Annotated in this window: 20 protein-coding genes and 1 tRNA gene; 9 read left to right on the top strand and 12 right to left on the bottom strand. The window is 69.3% G+C overall.

Annotated elements, in window-relative coordinates:
* Positions 1-5: 5 nt before the first annotated feature.
* The 3 genes from LXM64_RS07335 to LXM64_RS07325 form a co-directional block, all read right to left on the bottom strand.
* Complete coding sequence (locus LXM64_RS07335) at positions 6-3,008, bottom strand: DUF2207 domain-containing protein (protein ID WP_234075261.1); 3,003 nt, start codon at positions 3,006-3,008, stop codon at positions 6-8.
* Positions 3,009-3,040: 32 nt separating this feature from the next.
* A complete protein-coding gene (locus LXM64_RS07330) occupies positions 3,041-3,694 on the bottom strand; it encodes a formylglycine-generating enzyme family protein (RefSeq protein WP_234075260.1) in 654 nt (217 codons plus the stop codon).
* A gap of 182 nt (positions 3,695-3,876) precedes the next feature.
* Entirely contained in the window at positions 3,877-4,104 is a 228-nt protein-coding gene (locus tag LXM64_RS07325) for a hypothetical protein (protein WP_234075259.1), read from the bottom strand.
* Positions 4,105-4,324: 220 nt separating this feature from the next.
* On the opposite strand from LXM64_RS07325, the gene LXM64_RS07320 reads away from it, so the two are divergent.
* From LXM64_RS07320 to LXM64_RS07295, 6 genes are all read left to right on the top strand, one after another.
* Positions 4,325-5,824: an amino acid permease gene (locus LXM64_RS07320; RefSeq protein ID WP_234075421.1), complete on the top strand. Its 1,500-nt coding sequence runs from the start codon at positions 4,325-4,327 to the stop codon at positions 5,822-5,824.
* Between the two features lie 173 nt (positions 5,825-5,997).
* Positions 5,998-6,957, top strand: a complete 960-nt coding sequence (locus tag LXM64_RS07315; RefSeq protein ID WP_234075420.1) for a phosphodiester glycosidase family protein — start codon at positions 5,998-6,000, stop codon at positions 6,955-6,957.
* Positions 6,958-6,960: 3 nt separating this feature from the next.
* The gene (locus LXM64_RS07310; RefSeq protein WP_234075258.1) at positions 6,961-8,115 is read left to right on the top strand and encodes a bifunctional glycosyltransferase family 2/GtrA family protein; all 1,155 of its coding nucleotides are present in this window, start codon (positions 6,961-6,963) and stop codon (positions 8,113-8,115) included.
* Positions 8,112-8,753, top strand: a complete 642-nt coding sequence (locus LXM64_RS07305) for a DUF4956 domain-containing protein (RefSeq protein WP_234075257.1) — start codon at positions 8,112-8,114, stop codon at positions 8,751-8,753. Before LXM64_RS07310 ends, LXM64_RS07305 begins: the two co-directional genes overlap by 4 nt.
* Positions 8,750-9,592, top strand: coding sequence for a polyphosphate polymerase domain-containing protein (locus tag LXM64_RS07300; RefSeq protein ID WP_234075256.1), 843 nt, complete (start codon positions 8,750-8,752; stop codon positions 9,590-9,592). The genes LXM64_RS07305 and LXM64_RS07300 overlap by 4 nt, the downstream gene beginning before the upstream one ends.
* On the top strand, positions 9,577-11,127 hold the full coding sequence (locus LXM64_RS07295) for a carbohydrate-binding domain-containing protein (RefSeq protein ID WP_234075255.1): 1,551 nt from the start codon (positions 9,577-9,579) through the stop codon (positions 11,125-11,127). The genes LXM64_RS07300 and LXM64_RS07295 overlap by 16 nt, the downstream gene beginning before the upstream one ends.
* Positions 11,128-11,189: 62 nt before the next feature.
* On the opposite strand, the gene LXM64_RS07290 is transcribed toward LXM64_RS07295, so the two are convergent.
* From LXM64_RS07290 to LXM64_RS07280, 3 genes are all read right to left on the bottom strand, one after another.
* Positions 11,190-12,662 carry a glycoside hydrolase family 28 protein gene (locus LXM64_RS07290; protein WP_234075254.1) on the bottom strand — a complete coding sequence of 491 codons (1,473 nt, stop codon included), beginning with the start codon at positions 12,660-12,662 and terminating at the stop codon, positions 11,190-11,192.
* Between the two features lie 62 nt (positions 12,663-12,724).
* On the bottom strand, positions 12,725-12,946 hold the full coding sequence (locus tag LXM64_RS07285; protein WP_234075253.1) for a hypothetical protein: 222 nt from the start codon (positions 12,944-12,946) through the stop codon (positions 12,725-12,727).
* 49 nt (positions 12,947-12,995) lie between these two features.
* A complete protein-coding gene (locus tag LXM64_RS07280) occupies positions 12,996-13,781 on the bottom strand; it encodes an SseB family protein (RefSeq protein ID WP_234075252.1) in 786 nt (261 codons plus the stop codon).
* A gap of 94 nt (positions 13,782-13,875) precedes the next feature.
* On the opposite strand from LXM64_RS07280, the gene LXM64_RS07275 reads away from it, so the two are divergent.
* Complete coding sequence (locus LXM64_RS07275) at positions 13,876-14,421, top strand: AAA family ATPase (protein ID WP_234075251.1); 546 nt, start codon at positions 13,876-13,878, stop codon at positions 14,419-14,421.
* Here LXM64_RS07275 and LXM64_RS07270 read toward each other — a convergent pair.
* Both LXM64_RS07270 and LXM64_RS07265 read right to left on the bottom strand, forming a co-directional pair.
* Positions 14,385-15,347 (bottom strand): asparaginase domain-containing protein, encoded by a 963-nt coding sequence (locus LXM64_RS07270; RefSeq protein WP_234075250.1) that lies wholly within the window; start codon positions 15,345-15,347, stop codon positions 14,385-14,387. The two genes, LXM64_RS07275 and LXM64_RS07270, sit on opposite strands and share 37 nt — an antisense overlap.
* A complete protein-coding gene (locus tag LXM64_RS07265) occupies positions 15,344-16,846 on the bottom strand; it encodes an amino acid permease (protein WP_234075249.1) in 1,503 nt (500 codons plus the stop codon). Before LXM64_RS07265 ends, LXM64_RS07270 begins: the two co-directional genes overlap by 4 nt.
* Positions 16,847-17,025: 179 nt before the next feature.
* Between LXM64_RS07265 and LXM64_RS07260 the strand changes: the two genes are divergently transcribed.
* Positions 17,026-18,423, top strand: a complete 1,398-nt coding sequence (locus LXM64_RS07260) for an aspartate ammonia-lyase (protein WP_234075248.1) — start codon at positions 17,026-17,028, stop codon at positions 18,421-18,423.
* Here the strand turns inward: LXM64_RS07260 and LXM64_RS07255 are convergent.
* Positions 18,389-19,072 carry a FadR/GntR family transcriptional regulator gene (locus LXM64_RS07255; protein ID WP_234075247.1) on the bottom strand — a complete coding sequence of 228 codons (684 nt, stop codon included), beginning with the start codon at positions 19,070-19,072 and terminating at the stop codon, positions 18,389-18,391. The genes LXM64_RS07260 and LXM64_RS07255 overlap by 35 nt on opposite strands.
* A 157-nt stretch (positions 19,073-19,229) precedes the next feature.
* A tRNA-Gln gene (locus LXM64_RS07250) sits at positions 19,230-19,301 on the bottom strand.
* Between the two features lie 133 nt (positions 19,302-19,434).
* Here LXM64_RS07250 and LXM64_RS16150 point away from each other — a divergent pair.
* The gene (locus tag LXM64_RS16150; RefSeq protein WP_234075246.1) at positions 19,435-20,100 is read left to right on the top strand and encodes an ArnT family glycosyltransferase; all 666 of its coding nucleotides are present in this window, start codon (positions 19,435-19,437) and stop codon (positions 20,098-20,100) included.
* Positions 20,101-21,350: 1,250 nt separating this feature from the next.
* Here the strand turns inward: LXM64_RS16150 and gltX are convergent.
* Together gltX and LXM64_RS07235 are read right to left on the bottom strand one after the other, a co-directional pair.
* On the bottom strand, positions 21,351-22,865 hold the full coding sequence (gene gltX, locus LXM64_RS07240; RefSeq protein ID WP_234075245.1) for a glutamate--tRNA ligase: 1,515 nt from the start codon (positions 22,863-22,865) through the stop codon (positions 21,351-21,353).
* A gap of 11 nt (positions 22,866-22,876) precedes the next feature.
* Entirely contained in the window at positions 22,877-23,842 is a 966-nt protein-coding gene (locus LXM64_RS07235; protein WP_234075244.1) for a LysR family transcriptional regulator, read from the bottom strand.
* Between the last annotated feature and the right edge of the window lie 30 nt (positions 23,843-23,872).

Here is a 23,872-nt window from a genome sequence, read left to right as displayed (position 1 = left end):
AGGGCTCAGGCGTCTCGCTGCGGGTCGCGCGCCCGCATCCAGGCGCGGTTGTCGGGTCGCCGGGGTGCAGCGACGGGCCGCACCGCGACAGCCGCGGCGATGGCGGCGACCAGAGCGAGACCGCACGCCGGCAGTTGCAGGGCCACCTCGGGCCAATCGGCGGGGATGTCGGCCGTGGCCCACACGCCCACGATGATGGCGCCCACTGCGGCCGCCGGAGTGAGCCACCAGAAGACGTCGCGGACGAGGCCGGGTGACATCTGGCGGGTTCCCCGCACGCGCCAGACGAGCACCGCGGCCACACCCAGAACCACCGCGACGGCGGCCGTCGAGAGCACGACGATCGTGGGCATCGCCCACGCGAGTTGCTCCGCGTCACGCGCGGCGGGATCGGGCCCCTCCCACGTCCCCGCGGGGAACTCCATGAGGACCCCGAGATCCGAGTAGAGGCTGTCCGTGGGGTAGCCGTACTCACCGTGGGTGACCTCGAACGAATACACACGCGCATCCGACGAGGTGTCGTCCGACTCCGTGATCGTTCCGCCCTTCGCCCCCGAGGAGGGCGCTGGTTCCAACTCGCTCTCGAGCGTGCCGAACGGGTACGACGAGTCCTTCCAGTCGCGCGCATCCTCGGATGTCCCGGGGTCCTCCCGCAGCCAACCGGCCGAGAAGGCCTGCTGGGCCACATCGTCGTCCACGCGCACCGAGACGGTGACCGGATCGGGCTCGGACGGGTACGTCCACCCGCTCTCCCACCCGTCCACCAGTCCCGCCCATCGGATGCGGTCGACCCGCTCCCCCTCTCGCCCCGATGCCCGCGACGCCTCCCCCGCGACGGCCGGCGAGGTATAGGTGTAGCGCACCTCGACCTCGCCCCTGCCGCTGCGCACCTCGGTCATGGCGGTCGTGATGGTGCCGGTGTCGTCGCGGATCGACAGATGGAACGGTACTGCCTCGCCGTCGACGCGCACCTCGTCGACCTTCAGGCCGAGGGACTGCCCCTCGACCCTGGTAAGGACGGGGGTCGCGAACTGCGGCACGCGGGCGGATTCGTCGTCGAAGTCCACCACGGCCGTCTGCACGATGGCGAGGCGCGGCCGGTCGCCGTCCGCGCTGAGGTGCGCGTCGACAGCCACGCTGGCGACCCGTGTATAGAGCGTGCCCGCGTCCTCGAAGTCCCACCGGTCGTACGTGCTGAGTCGAAGGTAGGGATTGGGCATCACCGCGACGAGGACGACGGCACCCGCCACGATCAGAAGCGCGGCGGCGCGCACGAGCAGACGCGGCCATGAGAGGAAGTCCGTGGTGCGCCATGCCCGCAGCTCCGCGTCGCCGCCGAGCTCCCGCTCGACGAGCGCCGAGACGCGGCGTCCCGCCTCCCGCGGGTCGGCCGCGACCACGGCGTAGGGCAGCAACGCGTCGCCGAGCGTGGTGCGCTCCAGCGCCGACGTGCGGCGGGCGTAGACGTCGATGCCCGCCAGATACTGCCGTGCGAGAGCGCCCTTTCGGGTCAGCGGCCGGGCGGAGACGGCGAGCCACAGCACGACGGCGGACACCGCCAGCGAGACGAGGACGAACACACCGGGCCACCAGATCACGGCGAGCGTCTCTTGGTGCGAGAGCTGACGGATGATGGCGAGCTGCACCACCGTCAGCGCGAGCGGGGCTGCGATGAACCAGTCTCGGACGAAGCCGCTCGGAATGCGTCGGAACCCGTCCGCGATCTGTCGCGACCTGGCTCGATCGAGCAGGTAGGCCGCGCGCGCCCGGAACCCGTCGCCCACCCGACCGCTCCGCCGCGCCGCGCGCCCCGCGGCGATCAGGGCCGCGCGTCGGGCGGACCGACGGGAGCCGCGCACCTCATCGACGGCGAGCGCGAGCTCACGGTTGCGAGGGCGCCGCACGATCTGGATGGCCTGAGCGACGGAGACGCCCTTCGGCGGCTCGTGCTGCGCGACGTACCAGGGGCGGCCTCGCGCGTCGCTCCACGCCACGGCGCGTGCGGCGATGGCGAACGGCAGCGTGAGCAGCAGGATCGCCAGCGGCAGGAGGGGCCCGAAGGTCTGCAACAGGAACAGGCCCGTGGGCGGCGGCATGGTGAAGGTGCCGGCGGGGAACAGCATCCGGAACCAGGCGGCCGCGTGCGGGGGGACGTTCTGATCGACGGTGAACGCGTACACCTTCTGACCCGGCGGCGAGTCCTCCTCGGGTTCGAGCCAATCCGTGCCGCTCACCAACGTCCAGGAGACGCCACCGAAGGGTTGACGAACGAGCAGTGCGTCGAGCTCGTCCGGCACCGTCACGCTGACGTCGAGTGCCGCGAAGCCCTGCGGCCAGTCCGGCCCGAAGACGCTCCACTCCAGCAGATCGACGGCGTCACCGGTGATGTCATCGGTCGACGTGTACGCCAGATCCTGGATGCGGTAGCGCAGCACGAACTCGTGGTCGCCGCTCAGCCGGTCCCCGGTGTCGAGCACGAACGTGAGCCGATCCCCGCTCTCCCGCAGGCGGGGATCGACAGCGACGCCGTCGATCGACGCCGTCACCTCTCGCGGCGCGAGGTCGTGTCCCTGGTACTGCGTCGACAGCACGCGCCGGATGCCCGACTCATCCACGTCGTCGGGGAAGAAGGCGGTGATCGTCTCGACGACCTCCGCCTGCAGCCGCCCGTCGTCGTCTCGCGTCAACGTGTAGTCGACGTCGAAGTCCCGCGCGATCCAGGTGTCGGTGGCATTCTCGGCGGAGTCGGTGATCTCCTCCAGCCCCAGCGGCGGATTGATGACGGGCCCCACCAGAAGGAAAGCGGCGATCGCCGTGACCGCGATCCAGAAGCCGCCGATGGCCATGCGAAGTGGCCGGCCGCCGTGCGAGCGGAGCCACCCCTCCCACCGCACCAGCCACCGCGACAGCAGGGCCCAGAGCGGCGTCGGCCGGGGGCGGTCATCGGCGAATCGGTCTTCGCCGTCCGCGCGCGGGGCGAGCTCCCCCGCGTCCCCCTCGTCGCTCATCCGACCCAGCGTAGGGGGTCGCGGAGGGTGCGCTATGCCTCTTGTGGACCGCGGGCCAGGCGCATCCCAATGTCGTCTCCGCCCGCATCCGGAAGGGCGCCGCGGCGCGTGGCGGCCCGGGCACTGAACGCGTCACTCGCGAAGCTGCCGCCGCGGAAGACCCGACGATCGTCGTCACCCGACGGGTCGAGGAGGTCCCAGCACCACTCCCACACGTTTCCGAGGGTGTCGAAGAGTCCGTTGAGGTTCGGCATCTTCCCGCCCACCGGCTGCGGACGAGCCGCTCCGTCCGCCGCCGTCCATGCGACCTCCGTGAGGGGGCCGTAGTGCGCGGCCGTGGAGCCGGCGCGGCATGCGTACTCCCACTCCGCTTCGGTCGGGAGGCGGTAACCGTCGGCATCCCGGTGCCAGGTGACCTCGGCACCGTCGAACCCGTAGGCGGAATCGAATCCCTCCCACTCGGATGCGGCGTTGCACAGACGAACCGCGCGCAGCCAGCTGAGGTGGGTGGCGGGCACCCGCGGGCGGCGCACCTCGATACCGAGAAGCTCCGCGAGCACCTCCTCCGTCACGGGGTACACACCGATCTCGAAGGCGCCGACCTCGACGGTCCGCCGAGATCGTCCGCGCGCATCCGAGAGCAGCACCGCCCCGGCATCGAGCGCCCGCATCTCGATATCGACCATCCCGCCACCCTACGTCGGCCCTAGGCCGGCGGATTGCTCCGCGAGACTGTCCCCACGCCCTCTCCACGCCCGCTAAGCGGCCGCGGAGCCTCGGGGCGCGTGGGCCCATCTCCACCACGAGATCACGGGTAATGACGGTGATCTCGTGCGGGAGATGCAGTCTCGGGGCGCGGGAAGGTGGTTTAGACGATGCCGCCGATCATCGCGTCGCGACGGAGCTGCTCGTGGGTCGCGTGGAATTTGCCGTCCGGCGTCCACCACGCCTCGTGGCCTGCGGCATCCGGATGCTGCTCGACGACCGCGGGCCAGTGCTCCTTGATGTTCTTCAGGTAATAGCGGAGTTCCCCGCCCACCGTGCGCTTCTCGACCTTGTCGGACGCTTCGAGCTGTTCCTTCGTTGGCTCAGTCATGGGGTGAGCATAGGGGCGGGCACCCGACGAGCGCGAGCGTCGCGCCACAGCAGCCACGCGCACACGAGTCCCTGCGCCATCACGATCGCGCCACCCGCTGATTACCACTCATGCGTCGGGTTGTACACACGGCGCGGAAGACCGCGCACACCCCGCGGACGGCGGCTATCCTCCCTGAGTGGCTCCGGACGCCACGGAATCCGTCGAAAGCGAGCACCACGTGAGTCTTCTCCGCACCAAATCGGTCGAGCAGTCCATTGCCGACACCGAAGAACCGGAGTTCCGCCTCAAGAAATCGCTCAGTGCGCTCGATCTCACCGTGTTCGGCGTGGGAGTCGTGATCGGCGCCGGCATCTTCACGCTCACGGGACGCGCCGCGCACGAGGTCGCCGGCCCGTCCATCGTCATCAGCTTCGTGATCGCGGCGATCGCGTGCGGCCTCGCGGCCATGTGCTACGCCGAGTTCGCCTCGACGGTGCCGGTATCGGGTTCGGCCTACACGTTCTCCTACGCGTCGCTCGGCGAGTTCTTCGCCTGGATCATCGGGTGGGATCTCATCCTCGAGATGTTCCTCGGCGCGAGCGTCGTCGCGCAGGGATGGAGCGCCTACCTCGGTGCCTTCCTCGAGCAGCTCGGCATCGTGCTGCCGGAGCAGCTGTCGTACGGCGGCGCAGTAGACGTCCCCGCGATCCTGCTCGTTCTCGTGCTCGGCGCACTCATGACGATCGGCATCAAGGAGTCGCTGCGCGTCAACCTCGTGCTCGTCGCGGTCAAGCTCTTCATCGTGCTGTTCGTCATCGTCGCCGGACTCATGTTCGTCAATCCCGCAAACTACGCACCGTTCGTCCCACCGTCCGAGGCGACCGCATCCACCTCCGGACTCACGCAGCCGCTGCTGCAGTTCCTGTCCGGCATCGAGCCGGCCACGTTCAGCGTCGGCGGCATCCTCGCCGGTGCCGCTCTCGTGTTCTTCGCCTACATCGGGTTCGACGTCGTGGCGACGACCGCCGAGGAGACTCGGCGCCCGCAGCGCGACATGCCCATCGGCATCATCGCCTCGCTCATCATCTGCACGATCCTGTACTGCGCCGTGGCGCTCGTGGTCACCGGCATGGTCTCCTACCGCGACCTCGACCCCGCAGCGGCCCTCGCCAACGCCTTCGCGTACCACGGCCAGTCCTGGATGGCGACGGTCATCTCGGCCGGCGCGGTCGCCGGTCTCACCACGGTCGTGCTGACGCTGCTCATCGGTGCGACGCGCATCATCTTCGCGATGTCGCGCGACGGCCTGCTGCCGCAGAAGCTGGCGCGCGTGCACCCGCGCTGGCGCACCCCGTGGGTCATCTCGATCGTCGTGACGATCGTCGTCGCCGTCGTCGCCGGTGTCACCCCGGTGGGCGTCCTCGAGCAGATGGTCAACATCGGGACACTGTCGGCGTTCGTGCTGGTCTCGGTGGGTGTCGTGGTCCTCCGTCGCACGCGGCCCGATCTCAAGCGCGGTTTCCGTGTGCCGTTCAGCCCCGTGCTGCCTATCCTGTCGGCGCTGATCTGCACCTATCTGATGCTGAACCTCTCGGTCGAGACGTGGCTGCGCTTCCTCATCTGGCTCGCCCTCGGCGTCGCGATCTACTTCGCGTACTCTCGGCGGCACGCGCGGGTCGGCACCGGCGACTTCCTGAATCCCGCGACGCCGCCGGTCGTCGCTCCTCCCAAGGACTGAGCGTCTCCGAGGATGCCGCATCCTCGGAGAAGACCACAGCGAACGCATAGCGTCGCATAGCCGCGTCGACGCTGAGACATGGGTCGCACAGGCAACCGCCCCGTATCCATGGAGGCATGGCCCCCGAACGTCGACCCCCCACCGCTGACTCCTCCGCCGACGTCGTACGACCCATGAACCGACGACGCAGACGATGGAGCAAACGCTCCCGACGGGTCGTGGTAGCCACCTCGGTGACGCTGGTCCTCGTCGTCGGGGGCGGCGCGTGGTGGGCCGCGGATCGCTTCCTCATCCCCCACGTCGAGATCGCGGACGTGTCCGCCTACGAAGCGGAGCATTCGGCGCTCACCGCGACGACGGAGGCGTCGTCGCCGGCCACCACGGTACTGACCGACACGCAGTACAGTGACGGGTCCACGACGGTGACGATCTCCACGGTCACCGAGGGCAGCGGCTCCGACACGGTCACGTACTACGTGGCGGACGTCGTTCTGGGAGACGCCACGGATCTCCGCTCCGCGTTCGCGAACGATCAGTTCGGCGAGAACATCATCGAGACCACGAGCGCGATCGCCGAGGACAACGGTGCCGTCTTCGCCATCAACGGCGACTACTACGGCTTCCGCTCGACGGGCATCGAGATCCGCAATGGAGTGATCTACCGCGACGAACCTGCCCGCCAGGGACTGGCCTTCTACACGGACGGCCATGTCGAGGTCTACGACGAGACGCAGACGAGTGCTCAGGCCCTCCTCGATGCCGGAGTGTGGAACACGCTGAGCTTCGGACCGGCCATCGTCCAGGACGGGCAGACCGTGTCGGGCATCGAGGACGTGGAGATCGACACGAACGTGGGCAACCACTCGATCCAAGGCGATCAGCCTCGGACCGCGGTCGGTGTGATCGATGACAACCATCTCGTGTTCGTGGTCGTCGACGGCAGACAAAGTGGCTACAGCGAGGGCGTGACCCTTCCCGAACTGGCCGACATCATGACCTCGCTCGGCGCGACCACCGCGTACAACCTCGACGGCGGTGGTTCATCCACCATGTACTTCAACGGTCAGGTGATCAACTCGCCGTCGAACGGGGGCGAACGCGGCACGAGCGACATCCTCTACGTGGCGGGCTGAGTCATGTACGTGTTGATCCCGTCCTTCGAGCCCACAGGGCAGCTCCCCGAGCTCGTGGCCCGGCTCGCTCAGACCGCTCCGGAGCTCGACGTCCTCGTGGTCGACGACGGGAGCGGCCCGTCCTCTGCTGCGCAGTTCCATGCGGCGCGCGCCGCGGGGGCAGAAGTGATCGCGCACGAGCGCAACCGGGGCAAAGGCGCCGCCCTGAAGACAGGGCTGGGGTACATCGCCGCTCGCGACCCGCACACGTCCGTCGTCACCGCAGACTCCGACGGCCAGCACACGGTCGCCGACATCCTGCGCGTCGCCGAGACGCTCCGCGCCGACGCGGATGCCGGCGGGGCTTCGCTGGTACTCGGCGTGCGGCTCTTCCGCGGACGCGTGCCGCTGCGAAGCCGCGTAGGCAACGCCGTCGCCGGGGGGCTGTTCCGCGCCGCTACAGGGCGGCGCATCTCGGACACCCAGACAGGACTGCGCGGCATCCCCGCGGCGCGCATCGCGTGGGCACGCCGCATCCCGGGCGAAGGGTTCGAGTACGAGCAGAGGATGCTCCTGCGCCTCGCGCCGGACGGCGTCCACCTCCGTGAGGTTCCCATCGCCACCGTGTACCTCGACCGCAATGCGTCCAGTCATTTCCGCCCCGTTCGCGACTCTCTGCGCGTGCTCCTTCCGGTGCTGCTGTTCGCCGGGTCCTCGTTCGCGGCCTTTCTGATCGACACCGCCGTGCTGCTGCTCATGGAGGCGGCCACCGGCTGGCTCCTCCCGTCGATCATCGTGGCGAGGATGCTCTCGGCCACCGCCAATTTCCTCATCAACCGACGGGCGGTCTTCCGCGCCCGAGAGGGGGCGCTGCCGGGCCAGGCGGTCCGGTACGCGCTCCTGGCGGCCGCCCTGCTCGCCTCGAACATCGCGTGGATGTCGTTCCTCACGAGCGCCGGGTTGGCGGTGCTGCCCGCCAAGGTGGTCACGGAGTGCGTGCTGCTCGTCCTGAGTTACGGCGTCCAGCGCAGCGTGGTCTTCGCCCGGGCGGATGCGGGTGTGCGCTCATACGAGCCACACAGCGCTCGGAGAGATTCCACTGAAGCGGTGGAGACGGATCGCATCAGCGCGACCGGTGGAATCGAGGGCACAACGACCATCACAGGGAGAACCCGATGACGCCCATCGCCTTCGCGCTCGTCGCGACCGACATCCTCGCCGCCGTCGCTCTGAGCGCCATCTACTTCCACCGGCACCGCCGTCGCGACCTGGTCGTGGCCTTCCTCGGCGTCAATGTGGGAGTGCTCGCCGTCGCATCGGTGCTCGGGACCGCGGAGGTCGCGCTCGGGCTCGGACTCGGCCTCTTCGGCGTCCTCTCGATCATCCGGCTGCGCTCGAGCGAGATCACGCAGCGGGAGGTCGCCTACTACTTCGCGGCGCTCGCCCTCGGCCTGATCTGCGGCCTGCCCCACAGCGAGCTCGCCGCACCGATCATCCTCGTGGCGCTCATCGTGTCGGTGCTCGCGATCGCGGACCATCCCCGCGTCCTGTCGCGAGCGCGCCATCAGGTCGTGCACCTCGATCGCGCGATCGCGGACGAGGCGGAACTGCGCGCGGAACTGGAGAACATCCTCCACGGCGATGTGACCGCACTGACCGTGCAGCAGCTGGACCTCGTCGACGACACGACACTGGTCGACGTGCGCTTCCGCACCCGGCCGGCTGCGCACACGCCATCCGCACAGGAGCCTGTTCGACGGCAGTCCGACGCCACACGCGGTGCCACCTTCGCCGACATCGTGGGGGGCGCCCAGTGAGCGTCGGCACCGGACTCGATGCTGTCGTCGCGGCGCTTCCCGCGGTCGATCTCGACACGATGACGGCAGACGCGGCTCTGCTCACCCGGGTGGATCGCAAGTACGTCGTGCCGGTCGACGATGCGCGACGACTCCTCGCCTCGATGGGCGAGATCGCGGGAGTTCCGGCGGCGTTGGAGATCGACGGCCAGCGCGAGCTCGCCTACCGTTCGGTCTACTTCGACACGCCCGACCTGCTCAGCTACAGGCTGGCTGCGCGGGGGCGTCGCCGCCGATTCAAGCTGCGTACCCGCACCTACATCGACACCGGCGCCGCGTATCTCGAGCTCAAGACACGCGGCGCGCGTGGACTCACGCTCAAGGAACGAGGCGCCTACGACCCGGATGAGGCCGACCGTCTCACGAGCGACGCGCGTGAGGAGGTGGCCGTGGCGTTCGGTGCCATCGGAGTGGACCCGGCACGGGCGGATGAGCTCGACGCGAGGATGCAGACGATGTACCGACGGGCGACGCTGCTCTGGCCGGGCGCCGCGGGCGATGCCTCGTCGCGGTCGACGATCGACACGAACTTGCGTTGGGCCGACGCCGACGGCGCGGGCTTCATGCTGCCGCGGTTCGCCGTGATCGAGACCAAGACCGATGGGAGGCCCGGCGCGCTCGACCGTGCCCTCTGGCGCGCGGGACACCGCCCCCAGCGCATCAGCAAGTACGCCACCGGGATGGCGGCGATGCGCGTGGAACTTCCCCGAAACCGGTGGCACCGGGTCCTGACCGGAGCCTTCGCCTCCTCGACCGAGCTCCGCACTGATCGAAAGGACGCGACATGCGACGCCGACTGATTCCGCTCACGCTCTCCCTCGGGCTCGCCGGTCTGGTCCTGGCGGGGTGTGCCGTGACGACGCAGGCGACCACCACATCGCAGGCGACGACCTCGACCTCGGAAGTGATCTCCGACGTCGATCCCGCGATCCCACAGGCTGCCGCCGAACTGCTGGCAGCGAACGCCGACGGCACGGTCGTCACGGACGACGAGTGGAGCCTGGCCGATGCCGTCTCGATCACCCTCTCCGGCAGCACGGCGTCGACCGATGCCGAAGGGGTGGATATCTCCGGGTCGACCGTGACCGTCACCTCGGCGGGTGTGTACCGAATCTCGGGCGAGCTCGACGGACAGGTCGTCGTCGACGCTCCGGAGGACGCGCTCGTCGTGCTCGTCCTCGACGACGCGACGATCTCCGCCTCGAACGGGGCGGCCATCCAGGTCGTCGGGGCGGACGATGTCGCGGTGAACCTCGCCGCCGGCACCGCGAACTCGGTCACCGCCTCCACATCCGCCGAGGACGAGGGCAGCGCGGCGATCCATGCCGACACCGACCTGACCATCTCCGGGACGGGATCGTTGTCCGTCAGCGACACGGGCAACGACGGCATCTCCGCCACCGACGATCTCGCCGTCATCGGTGGCACGATCACGGTCGACGCTGCGGATGACGGGTTGCGCGGCAAGGATTCGCTCGTGATCACCGCCGGCGCCATCACGGTGACCGCTGGAGGCGACGCCCTCAAGAGCGACCAGACCGACGACGCCGCCCGCGGTTACGTCTGGATCGCCGGAGGAACACTCGAGGCCACGGCAGGCGATGACGGAATCGACGCTCAGACCGACGCGATCATCACCGGCGGAACGGTCGAGCTGGCTGCGGAGGACGACGGCATCCACTCCGAGACCGCGCTGGCGATCGCCGGTGGATCGATCACGATCAGCCGCTCATACGAGGGCATCGAATCCGCCGACATCCGCATCGCAGGCGGCACCACCGAGGTCGACTCGTCCGACGACGGGGTCAACGCCTCCGGGAACACGTCTTCGGGCGCCACGGGCGGTGGCGGGATGAGCGACAACGGGGAGACCCTCACGATCTCCGGCGGCACGCTCCTCGTGAACGCCGACGGCGATGGGCTGGATTCCAACGGCACGATCGAGATGACCGGCGGCACGGTGACCGTCTACGGTCCGACCGCGCAGAACAACGGGGCACTCGACTCCAACGGCGGCATCACCGTATCCGGCGGTGTCCTGGTGGCGATCGGCAGCAGCGGAATGGCCGAGTCGCCGGATGAGTCGTCGCCGCAGGGATGGCTCGCGGCGAGCGCCAACGGATCAGCCGGCTCCACGGTGGAGATCAGCGATTCCTCCGGCACGGTGATCGCCTCCTACACCGCCACCAAGACGTTCGCCTCGGTCGTGTTCTCATCGGCCGACGTGACAGACGGCGAGAGCTACACGGTGGCCGTCGACGGCTCCACGACGACGGTGACCGCGGGGCAGGCCGCCGCGGGCGGAATGGGCCAGGGAGGAGGCGGACGACGGTGAGTGAGACGGGTGCCCGCGGACTCTCTCGTCCGTGGGCACCCGCACACCTGCGTAGGGATCGATCAGAGCGGCGGATACGGCGGGAAGCCGCACGATCCCGCCTGGGATGTACCCGTGGGGCTCGATGCATCGGAGACGTGTACGTCGCGATCGCTCGAGGCCAGTTCGGCCCCGCCGAAGACAGCTCCGGATGCGGTGATGTCAGCGTCGGAGGCCTGCACCGCGCCCGCATCCACGTCCACGTTCTCGAGCCGCACGCGCAACGGATGCGCGGCGTCCACCCCCTTCAGCACCGAGGCCGCTCCGTGTGGCGAGTTCGCGGCGCGCAGATCCGACACGACGATGTCCTGGAACCGCGGGATGTTCGGACCGTTCGTGCCCCCGTAGAACGGATCGATGTCGATCGGCGCCTTGACGGCATCGATGCAGATGCGCCGGTACGTCACCTGCTGCACGACGCCGCCCACCTTGGGCGAGCTCTTGATCCGGATGCCGGTCGATGACGCACTGACGTTTCCCAAGGCGTCGGTGCCGCTGACGGTGTCGTCGGCGACGAGCACGTCGCTCACACCGGCCGTCGTCTCGCTGCCGATCGAGATTCCGTGGGTGCCGAAGAGGTGGTTCCCGAGGATCGAGATGTGCGCTGACGGTTGCGAACCGGCTTTGACGGCGATGCCGTCATCCCCGTCCATGATCCACGAGTCGGCGATGGTGACATCCGTCGCGCCCGCGGGATCGATCCCGTCGGTGTTCCGCGCGGTCGCGGGTGTCTGGATGCGCACTCCCCAGACGGTGAGCCCGTCGGCGTTCTGGAAGGAGACATGAACACCGGGGGCGTCGACCAGGTCGACGTCGTGCAGGGTGACGTCATCCGCCTTCGACGCTTGGACGAGCCGCGGCACGTTCTGGATCCCGTGGCCCTTCGCCGCCTCTGCGAGGTCCCACCAGCTCTGCTGCGCTCCCCACATCGTCTGTCCCCCGCGTCCGTCGATGCGACCCTGGCGCCCTGCCGCATCGGGTGCCGACGTCAGACCGGTGTGCGCACCGGAGAGAGTCAGCAGCGGCGCGCACCCACCGCCGCTTCTGCCCACCGTGCCGCAGGCCTCTCGACCCGCGATCTGGTAGTCGGCGGGATTGCGTGAGGCGTATAGCGTCACGACGGAGTCGAGTACGAGCACCTCGCCCTGCCGAACGGTGAGCGGTGCCGTGAGGAAGTCCGTCAGCGGTCCGGATGCGGCCAGGCGAACCGCCACGACGGAGTCGCCGGTCTGGGCACACTCATCCATCGCCTGCTGGATCCGTGCCGTGTCGGGGGCAGCCGCCTCGTCGGCGTCGTCGGCGGCTCCGTCCGTCAGCGACAGCTGGGCCCTGATGGTGGCGCACGTCTGAGCGGGGACCGTGGGTTCTGAGACGGATCGGCGGTCCCCCGAAGCGAGCGTCGCCGAGTCCGGCATGGCGAGTCCCCGAAGGACCGCGCAGCCGCTGAGAACCACCATGAGGAGCAGCGCGACCGCCATGACAGATCGAACCCGCACCGCCGGATGCTCGCAGCGTGATCTATGCGCGCACCGTGGATCCTCGATGCGACGGCTGGGCTTCAGCTGTCGCCGAAGTCCTCGTGCAACCTCGCCTCGGTCAGCCGGTCGCCGGGATGCGGGGTGCGGAAGTCGCTCGGTGTGTCCGGCTGGGCCGCATCCGTCGACGACTCGTCGGCTGCCGGTTCGTCGATCACGTCGACGTCGCGATCGAGATCGACATCGCGAGGGTCGTCGGAGGGGTGGGGCTCGTGCGCGGGCATGAACGGCTCACTCATGGACACGGCACGATTCTGCCGCCCCGCCGGCGGCAGCGGAAGACGTGCGTGTGCCTCAGCGGAGCTCGTCACCGATCCACTCGGGAGTCAGCGCGATCGAGGACGGATGCTGCGGGTCCACCACCAGCACGTCGAATGCGTCTCCGATAAGCCGCAGGACCTCTCTCCCGGATCGCGGGACCACGGTGATCTCCTTGCCCGCGTAGATCGCGTCGACCCGTTCCGAGTCGGTGAAGGCCAGGAGGATCCGTTCGCCGCGACCGTTGACGATGCTGGCGGGAGTGGAGCCGTCACCGGCGGGATCCAAGACGACGAACAGCTCGGCATTCGCGATCTCCCGGACGACCGCACCGTAGGTCTCGTCGTTCTGACCCGCCATGTAGGCGTCGGCCGCGGCCTGCACCCGCGGAGCGATCACCACCGCGTCCGCTGCCTCACGCTCTTGCGGAATCCACTGCCGGAAGAAGCGCAGGTTCGACAGCGATGTCCACGGTCCCGGCGAATCCAGCACGATTCCGGCAACGCCGCTCTGCGCGAACGATGCCAGCCAGTCGAGCGCCTCCGGCAGCGGAGCGGCGACCAGCGTGGCATCTGCTCCCGCTGCTTCCACCGCGCGCTCTGCGGTGCTGTAGACCCCGATGAGCGTGCCGACCTCGTCGAAGGAGAATCCGCCGGGCATCGGCTTTTCGGGCGTCCCCCGGTTGACGATGAACCAGTCGGGCAGCTTCGCCGCCGCCTCCCAGACCGCCATCTCCGCTTCGGTGTTCCCCGCCGCAGATCGGAATGCCGCCTTACGTAGGTCCAACTCGCGGACAAGGGCATCACGTGTGTTCTCGCTCACCCTGCCATCCTGACCGTGGCCCCGCGTGCTTTCACTCGTCTTGCCACAGGGCTCAGCATTCCGGTAGGCGCCCGAGGCGAGATAGCTTCGACTCGTGCGCATCGTCGTGTCCGGCACTCACGCCAGTGGCAAGAGCTCCCTCATCTCCGACTTCGCCGGGCGGCATCCGCAGTTTGCCGTTCTGACGGATCCGTTCGAGTCGATGGACGAGTCGGACGACGCCCCGCGTGCCGGCATGTTCGCCGCGCAGCTTCGGGTGGCGGCAGAGCGGCTCACCGAGGATGGCCTCGCCGGTGATGTCATCGCCGAACGCGGCCCGCTGGACTTCCTTGCGTACCTTCTCGCGCTCGCGGATCTCACCGGACGTCCCGTGGACGAGGACGTTCTTCGGCTCGCCGCCGATCGCACCGCTGAGGCGATGCGCACGGTCGATCTCCTGGTCGTCCTGCCTCTCACATCGGCGGATGCGATCCATGTGTCGGCCGAAGAGCATCTCGCGCTTCGTGAGGCGATGAACGACGTCCTGCTCGAACTGGTCGACGACCCCGACATCGTCGGCCGGACACGAGTGGTGGAGCTGACTGGGTCGCCGGCGCAGCGTCTTCAGATGCTGGAAGCAGTGCTGGCGCCCAAAGGCTGAACCGGCGCACGCCCCGCCACGGCGGCCGCAATGAGGTCGCGGTCCGCGCCGGTCGACAGCAGCGCCGCCAGCAGGATGCGGGCCTGCCCCGGACGCAGGGTCGGTGAGTGCAGGGCGCCCGCCTCGGCGAGGTCGGCGCCGCCTCCGCCTCCGCCGTACGAGGGGACGAGAAAGCCCCTCGGAACACGGCTCGAGACGATGACGGGGGTGCCGCCCGCCACGGCGTCGCGGACCGCGGCGACGACCGTCGGAGTCGTGTTCCCCGACCCGAGCGCCTCGAGGACGAGTCCGTCGGCTCCAGCGGCGAGACTGGCGCGCACGTGCAGGTCGTCGGCGCCGGGCGGCAGCGCGACGACGTCGACCCGCAGTCGTGACACGTCACCAGGCAGGTGGGGAGCGGCCGCCGCATCCGCTCGTGCGTGTCCGAACGCATCGGCGCGGTCGGTGCTGAGCTTCGACAGGCCCCAGGTCGAGAGGACGCGGCCGCCGAAGGCGACCCAGACTCCGGGATGGGCGGCGCGGGTCGCGGCGAGGGCGGTGCGGAGGTTGTCCGGTCCGTCCGACGCCGGGTGGTCTGCCGTGAACTGTGCACCGGTGAAGACCACCGGAACCCGCGGCACGCCCACCTGGATCGCCGCCAGCAGCGAGGTCTCCTCGAGCGAGTCGGTGCCGTGCAGAACGAGCACACCGCGCGCGTCGTCGTCGCCGACGGCGCGGGCGACCTCGTCGACGACGTGCTGCATGTCGGCGAGGGTGAAGGTCGCCGAGTCGGCCGCCAAGGCGTCGACGACGCGGACGTCGTCACCGTCGGCGAGACCGTGGAGCAGAGCGCTTCCGGCGAGGACGGGAGCGCTCGACCCGTCGGGCGACCGGCGGCTCGCGATGGTGCCGCCGGTCGCGATGACGACGAGGTGACCTTCGCTCACGCGTCGCCCTCGTCCGCGCGCTGCAGTGCGGCGATCGTGCCGGTCTGCTCGGCGGCCAGCATCCTGATGCGGTCGCGCAGCAGGAACCAGCCGCCGATGAGAGCGGGCACGATCACGATGAGCGAACCGACCGTGAAGGTGCCGATCGGGAAGTCGAGCGCCATGAGGACGATGACCGCGGCGAGGAACACGAGGGTCACCCAGCCGGTGTAGGGAGCTCCCGGCATCCGGAACGACGGGCGTTCCATCACACCGGATCGAGCCAGTCGCTGGAGCTTGATCTGGCAGAGGATGATGACCGCCCAGGCACTGATGATGCCCAGGGCCGAGACGTTCAGCGCGATCTCGAACGCCTGCGAGGGGACGAGCGCGTTGAGCACGACGCCGAGGGCCGTGACGACGGCGGTGACCGCGATGCCCATGTAGGGCACGCCCGCCCGGTTCATCCGCATGAGCGGCGCCGGGGCGGAGCCCGTGACCGCCATCGAGTGGAGGATGCGGCCGGTGGAGTACAGGCCCGCGTTCAGGGACGAGACCACCGCCGTCAGCACGACGAGGTTCATGATCACATCAGCGCCCTGCACACCGATCGATCCGAAGAAGGTGACGAAGGGGCTCTCACCGGACCTGTAGCTCGAGAACGGGAGGAGGAGGGCGAACAGCAGGACTGAGCCGACGTAGAAGACGGCGAGACGGAACACGACGGCCCGGATCGCCTTCGGCATGATCTTGCGGGCGTTCTCGGTCTCCCCCGCGGCCGTGCCGACGAGCTCGATCGACGCGTAGGCGAACACCACACCCTGCACCACGATGAGGGCCGGGAGGATGCCGTTCGGGAAGACGCCTCCGTTGTCGACGATGAGGTGGAAGCCGGGGGTGGTCCCGGCGACGGGAGTGCCGGTGACGACGAAGAAGATGCCGACGACGAGGAACGTGACCAGAGCGGCGACCTTGATGATCGCGAACCAGAACTCGAGCTCGCCGAAGACCTTGACGGAGAGCAGGTTCATCGTCAGCACGAGCACGAGCGCGACGAGCGCGAACACCCACTGCGGGATCCCGACGAGGGCGGGGACGTACTGCTTGAAGAAGTTCATGTAGAGCGCGACGGCGGTGACGTCGGCCACAGAGGTCATCGCCCAGTTGAGCCAGTACATCCACCCGGCGGCGAATGCCATCTTCTCGCCGTAGAACTCGCGGGCGTACGACACGAACGAGCCGGTCGAAGGACGGTGGACGATCAGCTCGCCCAGCGCCCGCATCACGAGGAAAGCGAACACGGCGCAGACGGCGTAGACGAGGACGAGCGCCGGCCCCGCCGTCGCGAGTCGACCGCCGGCCCCCATGAACAGGCCTGTTCCGATCGCCCCGCCGATGGCGATCATCTGGATCTGTCGCGGGCGCAGACCCTTGTGGAAGCCTGCGCCTTCGGCCTGGGCGATCGAGGCCGTGCGCAGCAGCGCGGCCTCCGTCTGTGAGGTGCTCGACTCCGTTGTCATGGGTTCTCGCTTTCTGGTCTCGCCGGCTCCGTCGCCGTGAGGAGGAGGATGTGCTATCTGCCTGACAGGTCGGGGACAACTGAACACCCGACGGGCGCATTCGTCAAGTCCAGACCATGAAGATGTCGAATCTGTCTGATAGGTTGGCGCCGTTCGTCCACCTCAAGGAAGAGAGCGACATGACGACGACCCGCATCGAGCACGACCTCCTCGGACCCGCCGAGATCCCCCACGACGCTTACTGGGGCGTCCACACCGCTCGCGCCCGCGACAACTTCCCGGTGACCGGCGTACCGATCGGCGCCTACCCGTTCCTGCTCCGCGGACTCGCGTTCGTGAAGGAGGCCGCAGCCCTCGCCAACCGCGACCTCGGGCTGCTCGACCCGGTGCGCGCCGACGCCATCGCGGCGGCCTGCCGCGAGATCCGGAGCGGCGCGCTCGCAGACCAGTTCGTCGTCGACGTGATCCAGGGCGGAGCGGGCACGTCGACGAACATGAACGCGAACGAGGTGATCGCCAACCGCGCGCTGGAGATCCTCGGGCACGCGAAGGGCGAGTACGCCCACCTGCACCCGAACGACCACGTCAACCTGAGCCAGTCGACCAACGACGCCTACCCGACGGCGATCGATGTCGCGCTCGTCGAGGGCGTCGACGGGCTGGATGCGGCGATGGGCGTCCTGCACGACGCGTTCGCCGCGAAAGCCGCAGAGTTCGCGGGTTTCGTCAAGATCGGGCGGACGCAGTTGCAGGATGCGGTGCCGATGACCCTCGGCCAGGAGTTCGGCGCGTTCGGGGTCATGATCGACGAGGACCGGCAGCGACTTCGCGAGTCGGCGCGGCTGCTCCTCGAGGTGAACCTCGGTGCGACGGCGATCGGCACCGGCCTGAACGCTCCCGCCGGCTATGGCCCGCTGGCCGTGCGACACCTCGCTGAGCTGACGGGGCACCCCTTCACCCCCGCCGCAGATCTCGTCGAGGCCACGCAGGATCCGGGCGCCTTCGTCCATCTGTCGGGCATGCTCAAGCGCATCGCCGTGAAGCTCTCGAAGACGTGCAACGATCTGCGCCTGCTGTCGTCGGGACCGCGCGCGGGACTCGGCGAGATCACCCTGCCGGCGCTGCAGGCGGGATCGAGCATCATGCCGGGCAAGGTGAATCCCGTGATCCCCGAGATGGTCACCCAGGTCGCGTACACCGTCATCGCCGACGATCTCGCCGTCACCCTCGCCGCCGAGGCGGGTCAGCTGCAGTTGAATGCGTTCGAGCCGGTCATCGTGCGCGCGCTGTCGCAGAGCATCGCGCACCTGACCGCGGCCTGCCGCCTGCTCGCCGAGCGGTGCGTGAGCGGCATCCAGGCCCGTCCGGAGGTGATGGCCGCCCGCGTGACGGACTCGATCGGACTCGCCACCGCCCTCAACCCCCTGATCGGCTACCGCGCCGCGACCGAGGTCGCCGGTGAGGCGCTGCGCTCGGGGCGTTCCGTGCCCGAAGTCGTGCTCGAGCGTGGGCTGCTGGATGCCGACACCTTGGTGGCGGCGCTCAGTCCCGAGAAGCTGGTTCCGACAGCGGGCTGACGACGCGTTCGACGGCGCCGAGGTGCGCGCGCATCGCCTCGCGCGCCTCGATGGCCGAGCCGATGCCGATCGCCTCGGCGATCGCCCGGTGCTCTCGGGAAGAGGGTTCGCGACGATCCGCGATGAGGTTCACGACGCCGGACTGATGGCTGAGGGCGTCACGGATGTCGCCGACGGCACGGGCGAACACCGCATTTCCGGATGCTTCGGCCACGAGCACGTGGAAGCGGGAGTCCAGCTCGACCCACTCCTCCGGGTCGGTCGTGGCGTCCATGCGATCGCAGAGCGCCACGAGCTCGGCGTGCTGTGCGTCGGTGCGTCGCTCGGCGGCGAGGCCCGCGGCGGGCACCTCGATGTGCGGTCGCGCCTCGCTCAGATCGCGCGGTGAGAAGTCGCCGTAGCCGAGGGCGAGAGTGGGTCGGTCCGAGACGACGTACGTTCCGCTGCCCGTCCGGGTACGGGTGAGGCCGAGGGTCTGGAGCGAGCGGATGGCCTCGCGGACGCTCGGACGGCTGACGCCGTAGCGCTCGGCGAGGGCTGCCTCCGACGGGAGCCTCTCTCCGACAGCAAGACGGCCGGTGACGATCTCTTCGCGGAGCCCGTCGAAGACGCCGTCCGCCGCGCGGGCGCCGACAGCGGGCGAGCTCATCGCGCTCCCCCGGTCCGCCTCGTCACGCCAGCCACCCGGCCAGCCTATCGGGCGCCGCGTTCGGCGCTCGGGAGGCTCACTGAGCGTGACGTCACCCGCCGAAAGCAAGAGCCCCGGTGGTCCACTATGACGCGGATTTCCGGGGCTATCTGTCTTGCTGGGGTACCTGGACTCGAACCAAGAACAACTGAACCAGAATCAGCCGTGTTGCCAATTACACCATACCCCACCGGCTTCTACCGAAGTAGCGCCAAGAGAAGAGCTTAGCCCACGCCCGCGGCAATCCCAAACCGGCGCACGCTCACGGCGACGCCATCGACTGCTCATCCCGAATCCCTCAGTGACGCTCGTACGGTTCGGCCATGACTGCTGTCTCCGCTCCTATCGCCGGATCATGGCGGGCCCGTGCCGCGTGGCCTGTGGGGCTCGTTCTGATCGTGGTCGTCGCCGCTGTCCTGACCGGATGGCAGGTGTCCGCATCGATGAGCGACTACTACGGCGCCGTCGCCATGTCGATGAGCAAGAGCTGGTCGAACCTGTTCTTCGGCGCCTTCGACCCCGCCGGCACGGTGTCGCTCGACAAGATTCCGGGCTCCTTCTGGATCCCCGCCCTTGCCGTGCGCCTGTTCGGCTTCTCACCGGCGGCCGTCATCCTGCCGAACGCCATCGCCGCCACCGCGGCGGCCGTCATCACCGCGTTCACCGCGCGTCGGTTGGTCGGGACGACGGGTGGTCTGCTCGCGGGGGCCGTGGTGGCCAGCACACCGATCCTCGTCGCGGTCGCGCGGTCGAATCAGCCGCAGACCTTCTTCGTGCTCGCGCTCGCGTTGGTGGCGTGGGGGCGGTGCGGGCGATCCAGCAACGGAGCCTCGGCTGGTACCTGCTCACCGGAGCGCTGGTCGGCGTGGCCTTCCAGACCTACATGCTCGAGGCGTGGGCGGTCTGGCCGGCGCTCGCGGCGGCCTACCTGTGCACGCGCCAGCCGTGGTGGCGTCGCATCTGGCACACCCTCCTGGCCGGAGCCGTGAGCCTAGTAGTCTCGCTCGCCTGGGTGGCCGCTGTATGGCTCGTTCCCGCATCCGATCGCCCGTACGTCGGCGGAACGAACAGCAACAATCCGTGGGAGATGGTGTTCGGCTACAACGGCCTCGGACGATTCAGCGCCACCGCCGACTCGGCCGCCTACCGCTCGTTCACGCCGGCTTTCTCGGGCGATCCTGGCCCGCTGCGACTGTTCAACACCGAACTCGCCGGACAGATCGCGTGGCTGCTGCCCGCGGCCGTCGCGGCCGTCGTGATTCTCTTCATCCTGCGGTGGCGCCCGGCGACCGTCATGTTCCTCGGGGGATGGTTCGCGACCGAAGTGGCGATGTTCTCGCTGGTCGCGGGGATGCACCAGTTCTACACGTCGGCGCTCGCGATCCCCGTCGCCCTCCTCCTCGCAGCTGCATTCGCCGTCGCGCGTTCACGAGGCCTCCTGTGGCCGCAGGTTCTTCTCATCGCCGTCGCGGCGATCACTGCTGTCCTGATCGCGGCGATGTACTCCCAGCCGAGCCCGGTCATCGCCTGGTTGCAGGCCGCGATCGCCGCGGCCGCGATCCTGCTCCTCGTCCTCGAACGCAAGGCTAAGGCGCTGCGCTGGGTGACGGCCACGGTCGCGGTGATCGCCCTCCTGCTGACGCCGGCGGCCTGGTCGGTGCTGACGATCAGTGCACCGAGCTCGATCAATCCCACCGCCGCGGGTGTCTCCCAGATGCCCGGTGGCGGCGGTGGGTTCGGGGGCTCCCGACCCGGCGCCACGACGTTCGGCGGATCGGCGGGCGGCACGAGGCCGCACGCGCCGTCCGTCGGCGCGCAGACCGGCGCCCGCGGCGGACTGCATCCCACGGGCGCGCCCGGCGAGACGAGCTCGAGCGCGGCGCTGCTGCTGTACCTCACGGAGCGTCAGGGCGACGCGAAGTACCTCGTCGCCACGTTCGGCGCGCAGTCGGCGGCGCAGCTGATCCTCGCCTCCCACGGCGGCTCAGTGCTGCCCATCGGCGGATTCGACGGCAGTGACGATGTACCGACCCTTGCCGCGTTCCAGCAGATGGTCGCCGACGGCGAGGTCACGTACGTGCTCGGCTCCGGCACATCGGGAGCAGGAGCGGGAAGCACCCGATCGGCGTCGACCTCCACGAAGGACATCAGCGCATGGGTGACATCCGCCTGCACCCTTGTCACCGATGCCCCCGCGGGCGCGACGCTCTACTCCTGCACCGCAGGATGAGCGACCGCGTCAGCCGATCTTCTGCACCAGGGCATCGAGCCGGCGGATGCTCTCGCTCTTGCCGAGCAACTCCATCGACTCGAACAGCGGCGGCGACACGCGACGACCGCTGACGGCGACCCGGAGCGGTCCGTACGCGATGCGGGGCTTCAGGCCGAGCTCCTCGATCAGCGCCTTCTGCAGCGCCTCCTGCACGGATGCGGCCGCGAACTCTGCGTGCGGCACGAGCTCGAGCGCGTTGACCGAGGCGACCAGCACCTCGCCCGCGTTGGCCGGCAGCGACGCGAGGGCGTCGTCGGCGTACTCCACGTCGTCGCGGAAGAGGAAGCCGAGAAGGCCCGGCACATCGCCCAGCAGCTGCACACGCTCCTGCACGAGCGGCGCCGCGGCGGCGATGAGCGCACGCTCGCGATCGTCGAGCGTCTCGCCGATGATCCCGGCGTCGCGCAGGTACGGCAGGATGCGGGTCGCGAAGTCCTCGGGCGCCAGCATCCGGATGTGATCGCCGTTGATGGACTCGGCCTTCTTCTGGTCGAAGCGGGCCGGATTGGGGTTCACGTCGGCGATGTCGAAGGCCTCGACGAGCTCGTCGAGCGAGAACACATCGCGATCGGGCGCGAGCGACCAGCCGAGCAGCGAGAGGTAGTTGAGCAGACCCTCGTAGATGAAGCCCTTCTCGCGCTGCAGGAAGAGGTCGGCCTTCGGATCGCGCTTGGAGAGTTTCTTGTTGCCCTCCTCCCCCAGCACCAGCGGCATGTGACCGAAACGCGGCACGAAGTCGGTGACGCCCGCCTCGATCAGCGCGCGGTACAGCGAGAGCTGACGCGCGGTCGAGGGCATGAGGTCCTCGCCGCGGATGACGTGCGTGATGCCCATGAGAGCGTCGTCGACGGGATTCACGAACGTGTACAGCGGCACGCCGCCCGCACGCACGATGACGAAGTCGGGGAAGGACCCTGCGGGGAACGTCACCTCGCCGCGGATGAGGTCGACGTAGGTGAGGTCCTCATCCGGCACGCGCAGGCGGTAGGCGGGTTCGCGTCCCTCGGCGCGGAACGCGGCCTTCTGCTCCTCGGTGAGCGTGCGGTCGTAGTTGTCGTAACCGAGCTGCTTGGCGCGACCGTTCGCCTCGTTGCGCGCGTCGATCTCCTCGGCCGTCGAGTAGCTCTCGTACACGACGCCGGCGGCGAGCAGCTTGTCGAGCACCTCGCGGTAGAGCTCGTGTCGCTGCGACTGCCGGTACGGCGCGTGGGGCCCGCCGACCTCGACGCCCTCGTCCCAGTCGATCTCGAGCCAGCGCAGCGCCTCGAGAAGCTGCTGGTAGCTCTCCTCGCTGTCGCGGGCCGCATCCGTGTCTTCGATGCGGAAGACGAGCTTGCCGCCGTTGTGCCGGGCGTAGGCCCAGTTGAACAGGGCGGTGCGGATGAGCCCGACGTGCGGCAGTCCCGTGGGCGAGGGGCAGAACCGCACCCGGATGTCGGAGCCGGTTGCGGTCGTGGTGCGGGGATCGGGTACGGAAACCATAGGCTCCCAGCCTACCCGCGTCGCCCCGCCGTGCCGCGGCCCACCCCGGCTGCCTGTGCCGCCTCGCCGACCGCCGCCAGCGCGAGGCGAAGCGCGGGCACCCGGTGGGCGTCGGCGGCCGTCACCACATGCAGTGTCCGCTGCTCCCCCGGCGGCAGCGGCACCGCCTGCACGCCCGGCAGCAGCGGGAAGGAGTCGAGGGCGAGGCCGGGCAGGGTCGCCACTCCGGTACCTCGGGCCACAAGGTTCTCCACCGCGACGATGTTGTCGGTTTCGAACGCGATCCGCGGCGTGAAGCCTGCGCGGGCGCAGAGCTCGAGCAGGTGACCGCGACACCGCGGGCAGCCCGCGATCCAGGATGCGTCGGCGAGCTCGCCGAGTTGGACGACGGAAGCGCCGACCAGCTCATGCCCGTCGGGGACCACGACGAACATGCGGTCCGCGCCGAGGGTGCGCACGACGAGTCCGCGCGCGCTCTCGCCGTGCGGATCGTTCTCATCGCCCGGGTAGCTGAACGTGAGCGCGATGTCCGCGCGGTCTTCCCGCACCGCGGCCATCGCCTCCGGCGGTTCCGCCTCGACATAGGTGACCGCGAGCCCGGGAGCCTTCTCCGAGAGCGCCGCGAGCACCCGCGGAACGAGCGTCGGCGACGCCGACGGGAACCCGGTCAGCCGCACGCGCCCCGAGGCGAGCCCGCGCAGCTGTGCCAGCTCATCGGCGGCCGCGTCGATGGAGCGTGCGACCGCATCCGCGTGCCGGGCGAGCACTGCGCCGGCTTCGGTGAGGCGCACCCGCCGCCCGACACGCTCGACCACCGGCATCCCGACGCGGCCCTCGATCCGGCGCACCTGCTGGCTGACGGCGGGCTGGCTGTAGCCGAGGGATGCGGCAGCCGCGGTGATCGATCCGGTCTCGGCGATCGCACGCATCACGCGGAACGCCTGAACGGCGAGCTCGCCCTCATCCTGATCGGCCATGCGCCGAATATATAACGCGAGCTTATGAAC

It is taken from the genome of Microbacterium binotii, from assembly GCF_021398715.1.
Classification (GTDB): Bacteria; Actinomycetota; Actinomycetes; order Actinomycetales; family Microbacteriaceae; genus Microbacterium; species Microbacterium binotii_A.
Note: the sequence above shows the minus strand (reverse complement) of the source record. Positions and strands in the feature narration are given on the sequence as shown.

What these genes read in the sequence shown, in the direction of transcription:
- LXM64_RS16150 (WP_234075246.1), top strand. Translation starts at nt 19,435, where the DNA reads ATGACTGCTGTCTCCGCTCCTATCGCCGGATCATGGCGGGCCCGTGCC.
- LXM64_RS07325 (WP_234075259.1), bottom strand. Translation starts at nt 4,104, where the DNA reads ATGACTGAGCCAACGAAGGAACAGCTCGAAGCGTCCGACAAGGTCGAG.
- LXM64_RS07315 (WP_234075420.1), top strand. Translation starts at nt 5,998, where the DNA reads ATGAACCGACGACGCAGACGATGGAGCAAACGCTCCCGACGGGTCGTG.
- LXM64_RS07255 (WP_234075247.1), bottom strand. Translation starts at nt 19,072, where the DNA reads ATGAGCTCGCCCGCTGTCGGCGCCCGCGCGGCGGACGGCGTCTTCGAC.
- LXM64_RS07330 (WP_234075260.1), bottom strand. Translation starts at nt 3,694, where the DNA reads ATGGTCGATATCGAGATGCGGGCGCTCGATGCCGGGGCGGTGCTGCTC.
- LXM64_RS07295 (WP_234075255.1), top strand. Translation starts at nt 9,577, where the DNA reads ATGCGACGCCGACTGATTCCGCTCACGCTCTCCCTCGGGCTCGCCGGT.
- LXM64_RS07310 (WP_234075258.1), top strand. Translation starts at nt 6,961, where the DNA reads ATGTACGTGTTGATCCCGTCCTTCGAGCCCACAGGGCAGCTCCCCGAG.
- gltX (WP_234075245.1), bottom strand. Translation starts at nt 22,865, where the DNA reads ATGGTTTCCGTACCCGATCCCCGCACCACGACCGCAACCGGCTCCGAC.
- LXM64_RS07335 (WP_234075261.1), bottom strand. Translation starts at nt 3,008, where the DNA reads ATGAGCGACGAGGGGGACGCGGGGGAGCTCGCCCCGCGCGCGGACGGC.
- LXM64_RS07260 (WP_234075248.1), top strand. Translation starts at nt 17,026, where the DNA reads ATGACGACGACCCGCATCGAGCACGACCTCCTCGGACCCGCCGAGATC.
- LXM64_RS07265 (WP_234075249.1), bottom strand. Translation starts at nt 16,846, where the DNA reads ATGACAACGGAGTCGAGCACCTCACAGACGGAGGCCGCGCTGCTGCGC.
- LXM64_RS07305 (WP_234075257.1), top strand. Translation starts at nt 8,112, where the DNA reads ATGACGCCCATCGCCTTCGCGCTCGTCGCGACCGACATCCTCGCCGCC.
- LXM64_RS07235 (WP_234075244.1), bottom strand. Translation starts at nt 23,842, where the DNA reads ATGGCCGATCAGGATGAGGGCGAGCTCGCCGTTCAGGCGTTCCGCGTG.